General features: G+C 39.8%; 13 protein-coding genes. 2 read left to right on the top strand and 11 right to left on the bottom strand.

Translation table 11 applies throughout. The annotated features are described in order from the left end of the window. Window positions 1-118 precede the first annotated feature (118 nt). The 6 genes from V7077_RS26165 to V7077_RS26140 form a co-directional block, all read right to left on the bottom strand. Window positions 119-1,435, bottom strand: a complete 1,317-nt coding sequence (locus V7077_RS26165; RefSeq protein ID WP_335507418.1) for an FAD-dependent oxidoreductase — start codon at window positions 1,433-1,435, stop codon at window positions 119-121. Between the two features lie 102 nt (window positions 1,436-1,537). Beyond that, window positions 1,538-3,784 carry an AAA domain-containing protein gene (locus V7077_RS26160; RefSeq protein WP_335507416.1) on the bottom strand — a complete coding sequence of 749 codons (2,247 nt, stop codon included), beginning with the start codon at window positions 3,782-3,784 and terminating at the stop codon, window positions 1,538-1,540. Between the two features lie 104 nt (window positions 3,785-3,888). After that, the gene (locus V7077_RS26155; protein ID WP_335507414.1) at window positions 3,889-4,704 is read right to left on the bottom strand and encodes a uroporphyrinogen-III synthase; all 816 of its coding nucleotides are present in this window, start codon (window positions 4,702-4,704) and stop codon (window positions 3,889-3,891) included. 109 nt (window positions 4,705-4,813) lie between these two features. Next, window positions 4,814-5,914 carry a GerAB/ArcD/ProY family transporter gene (locus V7077_RS26150; protein ID WP_335507412.1) on the bottom strand — a complete coding sequence of 367 codons (1,101 nt, stop codon included), beginning with the start codon at window positions 5,912-5,914 and terminating at the stop codon, window positions 4,814-4,816. Between the two features lie 225 nt (window positions 5,915-6,139). Continuing rightward, on the bottom strand, window positions 6,140-7,294 hold the full coding sequence (locus tag V7077_RS26145; protein WP_335507410.1) for a Ger(x)C family spore germination protein: 1,155 nt from the start codon (window positions 7,292-7,294) through the stop codon (window positions 6,140-6,142). Next, window positions 7,291-8,850, bottom strand: a complete 1,560-nt coding sequence (locus V7077_RS26140) for a spore germination protein (RefSeq protein ID WP_335507408.1) — start codon at window positions 8,848-8,850, stop codon at window positions 7,291-7,293. Before V7077_RS26140 ends, V7077_RS26145 begins: the two co-directional genes overlap by 4 nt. 206 nt (window positions 8,851-9,056) lie before the next feature. Between V7077_RS26140 and V7077_RS26135 the strand changes: the two genes are divergently transcribed. After that, a complete protein-coding gene (locus V7077_RS26135) occupies window positions 9,057-9,350 on the top strand; it encodes a hypothetical protein (RefSeq protein WP_335507406.1) in 294 nt (97 codons plus the stop codon). Window positions 9,351-9,440: 90 nt separating this feature from the next. Here V7077_RS26135 and V7077_RS26130 read toward each other — a convergent pair whose 3' ends face one another. The 5 genes from V7077_RS26130 to V7077_RS26110 form a co-directional block, all read right to left on the bottom strand. Further along, window positions 9,441-10,040: a branched-chain amino acid aminotransferase gene (locus V7077_RS26130; protein WP_335507405.1), complete on the bottom strand. Its 600-nt coding sequence runs from the start codon at window positions 10,038-10,040 to the stop codon at window positions 9,441-9,443. A gap of 157 nt (window positions 10,041-10,197) precedes the next feature. Further along, a complete protein-coding gene (locus tag V7077_RS26125) occupies window positions 10,198-10,584 on the bottom strand; it encodes a hypothetical protein (protein WP_335507403.1) in 387 nt (128 codons plus the stop codon). A gap of 131 nt (window positions 10,585-10,715) precedes the next feature. Further along, the gene (locus tag V7077_RS26120; RefSeq protein WP_335507402.1) at window positions 10,716-11,201 is read right to left on the bottom strand and encodes a PaaI family thioesterase; all 486 of its coding nucleotides are present in this window, start codon (window positions 11,199-11,201) and stop codon (window positions 10,716-10,718) included. Between the two features lie 135 nt (window positions 11,202-11,336). After that, complete coding sequence (locus V7077_RS26115; protein ID WP_335507400.1) at window positions 11,337-12,395, bottom strand: VanW family protein; 1,059 nt, start codon at window positions 12,393-12,395, stop codon at window positions 11,337-11,339. A gap of 126 nt (window positions 12,396-12,521) precedes the next feature. Beyond that, window positions 12,522-13,346 (bottom strand): formate/nitrite transporter family protein, encoded by an 825-nt coding sequence (locus V7077_RS26110; RefSeq protein WP_335507398.1) that lies wholly within the window; start codon window positions 13,344-13,346, stop codon window positions 12,522-12,524. A gap of 288 nt (window positions 13,347-13,634) precedes the next feature. On the opposite strand from V7077_RS26110, the gene V7077_RS26105 reads away from it, so the two are divergent. Beyond that, window positions 13,635-14,069, top strand: coding sequence for a hypothetical protein (locus V7077_RS26105; protein WP_335507396.1), 435 nt, complete (start codon window positions 13,635-13,637; stop codon window positions 14,067-14,069). Window positions 14,070-14,118: the final 49 nt, after the last annotated feature.

The raw sequence follows: 14,118 nt of genomic DNA, 5'->3' as shown, positions 1-14,118 counted from the left end.
ACCATTTACTATTTTTATTTATTTGATTATCTATAGAAATGGGCAAATTGTCAAGATGGAAAAACAGAAAAAGCAGGATGTTTTCTAACTATTATGAATCTACCTATTCTCTCATCATTTATTTATGTTTTAAAACTTCCTTTATTGTTGATGGTTTAAATAGAATGGTTGGCGGACGTACTAGATTTGTCACTTTTACTAAATCTTTATAAATTGTTTTATTTTTTGCTGATAATAAGAAAATCTGTTTAACATACCATTGCAACACCTTTAAGCCAATTGGTTTTTTCCCTTTAACCCCTTCATATCGAAAATCCTCACTAATGACCATTAACCAAACAGGAGCAATGATTTTCGCTAATTTTTTCTGTAATTTTTTCATATCGCCCATTGGTGAAGCGGCAGCGAAGTAATCGCCAATTGCCAGGGCTTCTAATGCGGCTATACTCATCCCTTGTCCAAACACCGGATCGATGCGGCACAGTGAATCACCCGCCACTAGTAATCCATCAGGTAAACTCACGCGTTCAAAGTGGCACCACCTAATTTGCGGAACTTGGTATATGGCTGTTTCCGTTTCAGAGGTTCCTGCTTGTATCTCTTCAAATATATCAGGAAGCGGTAAACATGACGTTTTATTTATAAAGCCTTCAGCGTCTTTCACCTCAGCAGGATTTAATGTTTGTAAATAACCATTTAGCGTTACAAAACATTGATTGTTTTCGACCAATGACAAGGTTCCCCCCATTGTCTCCTTAGCAGCTGGGTCGGGGTAAATGATTTTAATTTTAAAGTCCTTCGGAGCCTCTGGTAATGTGAATTTCCTGGTGGCATAACAAAGACCTATGTCAACTTTTTCCTCTGGTACCAATTCCCCCAGCTTTGCGAGCCAGCCTTTCGTAAACGAGGCGGTACCACTTGTATCAATTACTAAATCTCCAAAGATCGTTTTAGTTTTGTTTTCCTGAAGAATTTCTACTCCGCGGACTCCGCTGTGATCGTCCGTTAAAATAAACGATTCTACCTTTATTCCGTATGTATAAGTGACATTTTCAATTTCACCTACCTTCTCCTCCACATACGATTCAAGCAAGGGTCTTGTTTGTAGTAGAGTCGAATCCTCGCTGGGAAACCGAAGTTTCCAAACCCCATGATGGAACCAAGCCAAATCCTTTAGTGAATCTATTTTAATCGATCCCCGGTTGACCATATCATTTTGAAAGCCGGGAAATAGTCTTTCTAATGCCTGGTCTCCTGCATGAAGGAGAGCATGAATGTGGTTTGCTTGCGGAATTCCTTTCCTAACGGTGTTCTTATTTTCCGGCTTTGGGTCTTTCTCTAAAATTAGAACACTATGAAAATAGGGCGATATTGCCGCGGCAATTAACTTTCCTGCCATTCCCCCGCCGATAATGATTGCTTGATCACGCTTCAACTTGCTCCATTCTCCTTTTTGTCCGACTGTTTTCCTCCCTAAGTTTACCAAAGTTAAAACCTTAGTAAAACAGAAACTAGCAGGAAGACATCCTGCTAGCATTTACTGTTGCGTTATGATTTGACTTAAAAGATACTCAGAAACCTTTTCTGACTCTAGTCTTGCCGCTACGTAAGGCGGCTGGACTTCTTTTGCTCCTTCTACAGGGATTCCCAGCCACAACACTTGCTCGTCTAACATGATAAATGGAAACGACAAACACTCAGCAACCCGTTGATCAGGATGCAGCTCGAGCCAGTCATCTTCAGATACCACGGTTAGTTTTAGAGATTTGTTTCGATTTTTTACCTTCTCTATCCATTCTTTGGTCAATCTAGTTTGGGCAGGTAACGATATGACAATCGACCTTCGAGCAGAATCAATATCCTGAAATACCTTTTCTAGTTTTCTGGCATGCATCCATTGCAATTTAGAATGATGATGTCTAATCCACGTTCCAATATCTTTCGTTTCCACCATTTGCTGTTTTTTCACCTGATGGTCCACAAGCTGCCTCAAGGTCTTCCCTTGAAAAACGTGCCGCCTGATATAGACTTGATTACTTACATGGATAAACTTCCCCTTGGTTCTCGTGATCGCCACATTAATTAACCGTTCACTATCCTTGCCAGTAACTAACATACCAGCCCGAGTTTGGGGCCCGCCCTCGACTGTATCAAAGACCATTACATCTCGCTCGCTGCCCTGAAAACGATGAACCGTGGCAGCAATAATATCGGCTGTGATCCGTTCCTTTTCATATAAATCATCCAGGATCAACTCCATTAATTGGGCTTGGGCCCGGTATGGCGTCACATAGCCAATCGACCTCAGCCCACTTAAATAGGATTCATGGATAAGCTGAAACGATAATAACGCCTGCCAGATATTTATTCTCGATTGCGAGGTCCGTTCCGTTAGACAGTGAGCTCCTGTAAAACTGGTATCAACAAGAATGGATGAACGCCCCGGAAATGGGGCACTTTCAACAATTTGATTCCTGCTTTTCCAAACACTCTCATGGTCTCCCACGAGTGAATGATAAATATAATGATTCGTGAAGGCCGAGATATCCGGATGCATCCGCCGTTGTTTTTTTAGTAAGAAGAGATGAGGATGCAGTTTGCCGTCATTTACCCAGTCCACCACACCGGCGCGGTGAAAAATATCTTCTTTCAACCACTTCATCACTAAAGGGTCTCTTGAGGCAGCGATTGGCGGCAACTGCTTAAAATCGCCGCAGACAATCACCCGTTTGCCAAGTGCCGCAGCAAATGCCGCTTGTGGCACATAAGCCATACTCGCTTCATCGACAATCACGAGATCAAAGTTTTTTTCATAAATAGCCGGATCACTTGCTGCCTTGGCGAGCGTGGTTCCGACTACAAAGGCATCTTCAACAAATTGAATCTCCTTTTGACGTATCTTATCCAATACTCTGGCAATCTTCGTTTCAAGCTCTAATAGCTGATTGGTATCTCTCTTACTGAATGAGCGTGCAATGTCCTGCTTTAAATGCTTCCGCTCTTCGAATAAAATCACCTTTTCTTCGGCAAGACCCGGATCTTGCTTTTCAAGTAATTCGCTTGTCGTAACCGCTTCCCGATCGGCAAGCTGTTCACTTGTACCAAATCCATAGCGAAGGACATCGCCTTCACGGAACCGATTTTTCTTTTTAATAAAATCGTAAAGTTCACCAATCAGAACGTCCACAGCCTGGTTACTGTGTGAAAGAATAAGGACGCGCTTTTCTTGAAAGTATTTATTGGCTGCCGTTCTCGCGAGCGTATAGGTTTTACCTGTACCGGGCGGACCCCAGACAAAGGTAACCGGATTATATTTTGAACGCAGCACTAGCTCATGAACAGTGCTCTTTATTTTTTCAACAGGATGTTGTGCCGACATCGATGGATCCATTAATTTCTTGATCCGCAGCCGCTTTTGTTTATCTTTCTTGATTTCATCAAGTCGTTCTATTAGCTGCTCAAGCAATTCCCACGGATCATGGTACAAAGTGGCTTCTGATATTAAGTCGCCAAACGATTGTTCCAGCGCTATGATAACCCCGATTCCTTCAGAAGACAGGATCCGTCCATTTTGTGACATCCCACCCCACTCGAGTCTAATGGTAGAACCAACTGGTATCCGTAATGAAGTCGATGTTTCAAAATAATAAGAAAAAGAACCTTCCGTTGATAACAGACGACCATTGCTAACCAAGAATTTGTTGCTGCCGAACCTTTTTAAATAATTGATTTCATTCTGGAGGGCTTGCTGCCACTCCTTTAAATAAGAAATTACTGTTGTCATTATTTCTCTTCCTTTAAGGGCAATTCCTTTAGATACTATAGCACGTTCGTTTGAAAAAGAAAAAAGCATCCGAATCCAAAACGAATGCTTTGCTAGATTATAAGTTAACTGTCAGCCTTCAAATAATAATTCGCCAGAGTAATGATCATCGCACCCATTCGTTCGTTTTCTGGTGCTAGAACACGGTCGATTCCTTCTTCTTTAAGGGCTTCTAAAGTTACTTTTCCAACTGCAACGGCTAGTGTTTGATCCTTAAAAGCTTTAACGATATCTTTATAACTATTCGTTTTCCTAGCATAATCGAAAAGGGAACGAACCTGAACAGCGGTTGTAAAACAAACGGCATCACACTCATCGGCGATAAGTTCCTGGCATAAAGTCTTTACCGTTTCCACTTCTGGTTCAATATGTTGATATGGCAGTATTTTTTGAACCACTGCACCTTGGTCTTCAAGGAATTGAGTTAGAACCGGTGCCGTTTCTCCATGAAGCTGAACCATGACTCGTTTTCCGCTAAAGTCAATTCCTTCAAAGGCACGAACTAGACCTTTTGTTGTCCCATCATCAGATACAGCAATCGGTTTGATCGCTAATTTTTTTAGGGCTGCCAGCGTTTTATATCCCCGAGAAGCAACCATAGCATTGCGGATTTTATTGATAAAAGCTTCTTCTAATCCCAGCTTTGCTGCAATATTAATCAGGGTGTCGATCCCGATTCCCGTTGTAAAAATAACCCAATCGGTACCCCTTTCGATAAATTCAAGCAGCCCCGGCTCTACTTCCTTTTCAGCTAAAAATACGGTCCCCTGCAGAGAACGTATAACAGGTATACCGCCTTGTTTCTCAATTAATGTACTGATTTCGTCAAGTTTGCGTGTACCGCCAACCACAATTCGTTTTCCTGATAGACCCTTTTCCATTTCCTGTACCTCACATTTTTTATTATAATGTAACATAAAAAATGAAGGAGAAGTGGCTCTCCCTCATTTTTTCTTCGACTAGTAATCAGATACCCATAACTTAAAATTTCTACGTTTTAGCCTCATTGTGTTCTACCCTCATTTTTACATTTCTTTTAACAAAAAGAAAGATAAAGAGTAACATCAGCTGTAAAATAAGACCGATAATATTCCAAGTATAGAAAGAAAAACGTAAAAGGTCCATAGTATTCTTAAACATGAGGATCGATAAATACCCGATTATAAAGGAAATAGGAAATAAGAACTTATTCGTATTTCCTTTGTAAAGATAGCTAAAACAGTGATTGATTGCATAAAGAAGAAAAGCAACCTTTGTAAAAATAGTTGGGAGCCACGCAACAGTGATGACTAAATCAAGCCGATCGAGAAAATCGGTAATATTAATTTGTTGAATAAGCATAAGACTTGGATAGGTAGATTCACGGATGATTCTTGTTCCTAAAACCGCCAAAGACGAAAACAGGACCACAAAGAAAAGAAATAATCCAAGCCCTGTTCCAATAATGACAGCTCGTCGTGCTTTTTTTGCTGGATTGATATTAGAAATAATGATTAAAAAAAAGAAAATCTCCCCCATCCAAGAGAAGGTGACATAAAAGGCTCTTAGAATTGCCGGAATAGATTCCCATCCGAACAGAGGCTGCAGATTGCCGAAATTCCATTCATTCATTAGTAAGAACGGCAGCATGGCCACAATGATAAATAATATCGAAAAAGTGATCCCGGTGACTCTAGCTACCACCTCAAGCCCAGATATAGCGATATAAACAATTACTAACATGGAAAGAACCATTAAGATATCATTTGGTGTCGTTGGTAAAAGGACGGTCGCAACAAAGTCGATCATACCTCTTAAATCCCTGACGATGGTGAAAATAACAAACAGAAGGAAAAGCATGATAAAGGCCTTTTCAATCCATTTACTTTTGCTGCCAATTAAAAGAACGTTTTGTAACCATTCTATATTTTTGTTTTTCCCAAAAACAATAAAAACCAGAGATATTAAGATAGGATACATGATAATCGGCACAACCCAGGCATTTTGATCACCTTGTTGTAAAATAATTTGTGGCAGGCTGATGACAGGCCCGGCAAAGATTAAATTGGCAACCAAGAGGACCAATTGGACATCAGATATTTTTTGTTTCATAATTTCACCACCATTCTCGAAATGCCTTCAAATGTAACATTTAAAAATGTAGTGACGGTACTGAGTGATAAGTGAAATAAATCCAAGATGGACATAGCAAAAGCTATCCCTACCCAGAGGTAAACCCATTTTCGTTCTTTTTTACTGATAATTTGTTTTTTAAAGACAAATAAAACATAGAGCATGAGACATAACCAGATAACAATCATCCCTATTTTCATACTGTCATTCCTTTTCAATGATTCCTATATTCGTTGTTCTTTGGATATCTGCATCTACCTTGACAGTTACTTTTAAGTTTGGCAGGGTTTTTCGCCATTCATTCCTCCAATTTTGTTCCCACGCCAGATGTTTATTTTTATAAAGGTACCAGCCAAATCCAAAAACATCTATACCCTGTGAGTGAGCATGCTTTAAAACTGCTTGGATTTGTTCTTTAATCTGGGTTTCCATTTTACTAATGATCAATCGATAGGTTTTGGGATCCTCGATTCGATAGTTTGGCTCATTTTCAAATAATACACCCGCAGCCCTGACTGTCAGGAGAAAGGTGGGTTTTCCATCAACGATCTTTAAAGTTGGTTCTGTTTGATTTTCAAATATTTGGACCGACAATTCCTCATCTTTAGCGACCGGAAAAGATGCTGACTTTTTTTCCATTTTTTCAAATAACCATAATATGCCTTCACTTTCATTGCTATTTGAAGAAAAGGCAAGCTTATCATCTTTAAAAACAGCAAAGCTTTCCATTTGAACTTCTTTTTTGTTTTTATCGTCCTTAGTAGTACCAGCAGTGTTAACAAGCGGAATGACCATGTCCTTCCCATCCCGATTCAAATCTTGTAAGGCTTCTCGAGCTGTCATATTAATACTGTTTTTAGACATCTCTCTCATTCCTTCACCCGAATATTGTTCCATTCTCGGCTGCGTCTTCAATAGTTTCACGGCGTCACCTTTAGAGATGAGCAAAAAGGTTGAAATCCTTGACCGGGGCTGTGTAAAAATGGCATTTAAGGACTTCTTTATCCCTTCTTTAGCAAGCGAATCCCCGATTATATGAACTCTTCTATGTCCTAAATAAATCCTCCTGGACAACTTAGTTTGGATTTCCTCAATCCCTTGCCGTTCATTCCCGCCCGTTCCTTGAGCGACTAAGAAGGGCCCTTCACCGCTTGTTCCCCCGCCTCCGCCGCTTGACCCTGCTCCACCCATAGAGCTTGGGAGCGGAATCTGTACGGAATAAAGGAATTTGTTCTTTTTCCCTTTATCTACTCCAGTGGCAACAACAAAGGCAATATCGTTAATCTCTGAGCGGTCCCAACAGCCTGTCAATAAAGTGAGGGCGCTTAGGCATATAAATATCGGACGGATAAATTTCATGACTCATTCCCCTCTTCACTGCCTTTTCCAGGACTTGGCTTTAAGCCTTCTCCTTCTCGTACCATATCCCCTTTAACAGTTTGACTAGGGCGTTGATTCATCGACCACCATGGAACCCGTATGAATACATCCTTTAGTCCCTTCATGGACATTGGAGACACGGGAGACAAATAAGGAATACCAAAGGACCTTAATTTGGATAAATGTGTTAAGATAATCAAGAGACCTAGAACAATCCCAAATAAACCGAACACTCCTGCAAGAACAATAAATGGAAAACGCAGAAGCCGGACAGAAATTGCCATATTAAATCTTGGGATAGTAAATGAAGCGATACCTGTTAAGGAAACGACAATAACCATGGGAGCAGAAACAATTCCTGCCTCAACAGCGGCCTGCCCAATTACAAGTGCACCGAGGATACTTACAGCTTGACCAACAATTTTAGGCAGCCGTACCCCCGCTTCCCGCAGTGCTTCAAAAGAAATTTCCATTATCATGGCTTCAACAAAGGCTGGAAACGGGATGGCTTCTCTCGCAGATGCGATACTGAACAGCAGGTTTGTCGGAATCATTTCTTGGTGATAAGTAGTAACCGCTACATAAATACTTGGTAAGGTAAGCGCAATAAATACAAAGATGATTCGAAGCAGACGAAGAAAAATAGATATGTGGTAACGATGATAATAATCCTCGCTTGCCTGAAGGAACTGCCAAAAGGTGGCCGGCATGACAAGAGCAAGCGGTGTACCATCAATAATAACGGCTACTCTTCCTTCTAACAAATTGGCCGCAATCGTATCCGGACGTTCGGTATTTTGGATTTGGGGAAATACACTCCAAGGATTATCCTCAATTAATTCTTCTATATAACCGCTTTCCAAAACACCATCAATTTTAATCCCGTCCAGCCGTGATTGAACTTCTTTTAAAAGATCTGGGTCAACCAAACCATCGATGTACATAATGGCAATGCCGGTTTTGGTTTCTTCGCCAACGTCTTTGGCAATCGTCTTTAGGCGGTTAGAACGGATTTTCTGTCTCACAAGGGCTGTATTTACTCTAAGACTCTCAGTAAAACCTTCACGTGGGCCACGAACAACAGACTCAGTTTCCGGTTCGGAGACACTTCTTCGTTGTCCACCCTTTGCATCGATGACAATTCCTGTATTCACTCGATCAACTAAAAGTACGGTATTCCCTTTTAGAACATTTAATACAGCATCGTCAAGTTTAGTAATTTCTTTAACAGAACTGACTGAAATAATTCTTTCAATTAAGTAGTCAGACGTAACTCGCTCTTTTTCTACTTCCTTCAGAATTTGGTTGATTCCATGAAGCTGGATGCTGTTCGTATCAATGAGCCCATCCACAAACAATAAATAGGCTTCCACCTCTCCTGCAATAATCTGCCGAAAGACAATATCTGAACAGTCGTTAAAAAGCTGCTTCAATCGGTCAATGTTAATCGATAAATTCGAATCGATCTGTTTATCCGTTTTTTCAGCAGGCAATGACTTTTGGTCATCAATAAGTAGTTTTTTGAATTTTTTCATCGAAAAACTCCGATTGTATAAATTTTTTCTGGCTGTGTTCTTAGACAATCATACCTGAGAATTTGCGTTGATTGCCTAAAATTGGCTTTTTATAATTTGCACCATTAATTGAAAAATATTCCGTTTCTCTCGGTAAATTGGCTTGATTATTTTAAGATTGGACATACTGAAGGATGTAATTCATTATTCGTCAGGAGGGAACTCAGGTGGAAGGTCAATTCAGTAATTTTATAGATGAAGTATTTATTCAAGGAAAAATGGAAAATGTATTTAGTTACACATGTGGTTCCTGGCAAAATTGTAATCAAAATACGATTCAGTCGTTCCTGTCTCAATGTATGGAATATAATCTCGATCCTCAGTACTGTATGAGCTGGGTGGAACAGCATAAGGATGAAATACCGAATTGGAGCGCTGTGTCAGAAACATCACTCGGCTGGGTGAACGAGCACACTTCCTCTGGCTCGCCGATTTCCATAACAGAGCAGGAATTAAGTTAAGTTAAGTTAAGTTAAGTTAAGTTAGAAGCCACGTGCTTCATTTATAAAAAAATCCTAACCAGCTTGTTCGCTGATTAGGATTTTTCACTCTTATTGTGCTTTTTCAACTGCTTCCACTAATTTAAATAAGAAATGATAGATTAGCTGAAAGGCCTCTCCCATCGACAAGTCCTCCCGGAATCCTTCTACATAATTTAGGACAAAGTTCAAGTTCCATAACCCATCGTCAAGCGTAAACATTAAATCAAATTTGGCTTCCTCACCGTTTAAATTTGCATTTAAATATTCTCTAAGCTGCTTGTCATACTTCTTTTGTAACTTCAGCCCCAGCATGACGTCATAGGTCCCAAAGACATCATCTACTTCAAGAGAAATTGCCTCAACATTCACCAAATCGAACCATTTCGATTCGAGGTAAATAAATTCATTTTTATGCTTTTTAAGATAGCTAACGGGTTCCGACAAAAACACAGAGCTTTCATTCTTTAACATGTTTTCCGATTCTTTATCACAACGTTCAATATAGGCATCGGCAAAACGGGTATTGTCATCCTTTTCGACCCATCCTCCTTCACTAGCCAGCTGATGTTGTTTTGCGTATTCAATTTCTTCTTTAAAAAGAACCACTCCTTCGGCAGCGGACTGACGATCGTTTTCTTCTATGTACTGTTTGATCTTTTCTTTTAACATTTTAATCCTCCTATTGGCCTGCTTGTACTAATATATTAATCCACTTTATTAAAAAAGCAAATGGATGAAGATAACTTTATTTTACGCAACAGAAGAAATAAATAAATGAAATCCCCTAGTCATATCGATTAGGGGGAATTAGAATTATGTAGTTATATTATCTATCGACACTTTTAGAAACATCCCAAATTACAAAATATTTCGAATACTGTCTCGTCAAAACGATTGCTTCTTTTTCGTCTTTTAGAAAAATTAATCCAGACCCCATTTGTTCCTCGAAAGCCCAACCCTTCGCATTCATCACATCTTTTACCTTATTAAGAGGATTTTGACCTGTATTGCTAGACAAATATCGACTCTTGTTTTCTGTATTTAAAAACCGAACGTAGTCAGTATCCGTCATTTTTAATTTCACGATTGATATCAGCAGCGGTACGGGGTTTCCTTCTTGGAATAAAGCTGGTCCTATGACCAAGATGATGAAGCCAAAAGCAAATGTAAAACCGATGATGATCGTGATCAGTATTTTTTTCAACCAGTTCACCTGTTTCCCCCCTTGTAAAACCTTCATTAATTATGACGATTCAAGGGTGCTTTTGGTTTCAATTGGCAGTATTACAATTTGTTTACAAAAAATCCACTCAACTACTAGAGTGGATCCTAACCTATGATTCATTACCCTTCTTTTAAAAAACTGCTTGGCATGACAACGGCTATCACTTCACCGCGTGCACATAAAATATCATCGGCAAACACTTCTGCTGCCACTTTAAATTTCTTAGGATGTATCTCCTCAACTCTTCCGACTGCTTTTAATTGGACACCATGTGGAGTCGGCTTAAGAAAGTTAACATTCAAGGAAGCGGTTACAAATCTTGGCGCCCCCTTGCCATCACCTGGTTCAAAGCCATTTTTCCGGTGTAAAGCTAGTGAAGCGGAACCTGTTCCATGACAATCAATCAGTGAAGCAATCAAACCTCCATAGACAAATCCAGGTAAGGCCGTATGTTCCGGTTTAGGTGTATAAACGGTTACGGTTTGGTCTTCCTCCCAGCCGGTTCGGAAATGATGGCCTGTTTCATTTAAACGGCCACAGCCATAACACCAGGCAAAATCATCAGGATAATCATCTTGAATGGCATGTAATACCTTTTCTTCCATTGCAAAACCTCCTTTTCAGAAAATTATAACATGTTTGATAACAGAGTTAAACCCGGAAGCAATCAGGCAAAGTGCCGCTAAAGCTCGTACAGACAATAATATAAAAGGATGCAGCAAATCGTTGCTGACACCCTTTTATTTTTTTATGAGACCTTTGTAGGCCGCTGATGTTCTAACTTCAACCGTAAGCTTTCCTTTTGCATAAATTGTTCTAATTAATAATGGAACACCTGTTGTATTTTGAAAGCGAAAATCTGGACCGCCATAGGAAACTGTCGCATCTCTTCCTTGCGGAACATAGCCGACAGATAAGGAATGATGATGTTTTTCGATATAACTTACCCCAACCTGGTCAACGGAATTAAACAATGTCGAGGATGTCTGACAAATTCCACCGCCAATTCCCATCACCATTTTCTTATTGACAATTTCCTTTGCCGGCTGGTAACCATGAGCAGCATCACTTGGTCCAACCGTTGTATTAAACGAAAAAATATCCTGTTTGCCCACAATTACATTATTAATGGCAATCGCTGACAGCTCAATGTTTCTTGAACGGCCTACTACCCCGCTGTTAAAATAAGTTGTGAAGGAACCCACTACCACTTCACTTAAATGGGCAGGGTCTTCCGGCTTATAGCCGCTTTCTGTAACCGTGATTGGCAGTTCAATTTCGCCGCCTTCAGCAGATGCTGTCATCACTCGATTCACTAATTCCGTTTCATCTAATATAATTAAGGGCTTGCCTTTAATGATTTGCCCATTTGGAGCAATTTTATCAAGGACCATCCGTTGATCATAACCAGCCGTTTTATTTGTTCCTCTGGCTAGGTCTTTGGCCCATTGTTCTATTTCCTGTTTATATGAATCTTGATTACTTGCAAACCCTAATTCTTCGGGTAAAAAAGTTTTAATAATACTTTTGGTATTGGGATCAATAACATTGACAACCACTGGTGTCTTTTCTTCTTCCTTAGGCGGTTGTTCCTGTGGCTTTTGACTCGGCTGCTTTTCTGGTTCGGTTACCTTCTCCTTTTCATGGACCGGTTTATTTGTGGCCGGCTTCTCATTACAGCCTGCTAAAGCTAGTAAACTCCCCATTAATAAAACTGAAATTGTCCATCTTCGCTTCACCATGTCCCCAACTACTCCTCTTAAGTGAATGTCATACAATCCAGTGCATATTGCCAGCATGGATTGCCTCCATTCACTCATTTTATTCTCTTGCAGTACGCAATATGACTTAGAAAATGGATAGTTAAGGTGAATAGCGACAAAAAACAGCCTGAACAAACGGTTCAAGGCTGTTAAGACAATTATTTATCTGGTTCCTGTTTTCGCAATCGGTTTCACGACTTTTGCCTCTGTTAAGACAGGCAGATATTTTTTATAGGTATGCCAATAGGCCATCCCAATAAATACCGTCCCGCCCACGGCATTACCTAAAAAGACTGGGATAAAATTTTGAAGATAGTCCATCCATGTAAAATGACCGGCAAAGATCGCGGCAGGGATGACAAACATATTCGCTACAACGTGTTGGAAGCCAATCGCAACAAATGCCATCGTTGGGAACCAGATGCCAAGGATTTTTCCAGACATATCATTAGCCCCATATGATAGCCAAACCGCAGAGGCAACCAGCCAATTGCAGCCAATTCCGGAAAGAAAGGCTTGGAGAAAAGTTGCTTCAAGTTTATGGTCTGCGATACTAATTGTTTTTTCTAAAAATGGCGTAGCTTCAGTTAGACCTACTAGGTGTCCAAAAAAATAGGCTACAAAAATAGCACCTAAAAAATTACTAATGGTAACGAGGAACCAGTTAGTTAGTACCTTTCCGGTACTGACCCTTTTTGCCATTCTAGCAAGAGGCACCGCCATCATATTCCCAGTTAGTAATTCACCGCCTGCCAATAACGTGAGAATTAGACCCACCGGAAAGACACTTGCCCCAATTAAACTGCCTAATCCTTCTAAATTTCCGGTTAACGTAGCGGTTACACGGATAAATAGCAGGTAACCCAGGGCTATAAACGCTCCTGCTTCAAAACCAAGGAGGATTGTTTGAAGTGGTGCATACTTGGTTTTTTTTACTCCGTTTTCGACTGTTATGGCCATAATTTGATCCGGTTTACTAAACCCCATAATCATTACACCCTCATTTTCTTTTCTCTTTATTTGTGAAATATTTAACATAGTTTTATTTTATAATATTTTCATGTGAAAACCTGTGAATATTTCTTTAATGTTTTTAGAGCGCTTCCATTCGACAAATTTTACACAAAGCTAAATTCCGTGTCACATTTTGCGATAAATTATATGTTATAATATTTACATGTGTTAATTTCACTAGTAAAACACTTATCACCCTCGCTTAATCCTATTTGCGTTGGTTTCATGATATAGTCATATTAATTGAATGGATGTGTTAACATGGAAAATACGATTGAGACGGTTTATCGTTTAGAAAATCCTGAGAAAAACATTATTAAATTTGCGACCGGCACACAGCTTCGTTATGAAGATGTTATAAAAGAAGTATTTGGAGTTGCATGTATAAATGACCTACACATGATGATTCAATATAACAAAAGCTTTCAAACAAGCATATGTAACAGCTATGGCATCAGCGAAAAGAAAATCACACTAGATAAAATCATCCGCATTGCATCCAAAGCCGATATGCTCACCTTCAAACAACATCTAATCGAAAATAAACAACACTACCAACAGGACCCAGAAACTGATTTAGTAGAAAATACCACCCATGTCAACCGCCCTTTTGACACCATCATCAAACTCCAAGAAGGAATTTACCGATGGGACGACAGTAATTACTCCTACAGCGCTGTTACAAATGGTGCCTGACACCAAAAATGACACAAAAAAAATAGAGCCAGGTTCCATTTCAATTATG

The organism is Neobacillus vireti, from assembly GCF_036962465.1.
GTDB lineage: Bacteria > Bacillota > Bacilli > Bacillales > Cytobacillaceae > Neobacillus > Neobacillus vireti_B.
Note: the sequence above shows the minus strand (reverse complement) of the source record. Positions and strands in the feature narration are given on the sequence as shown.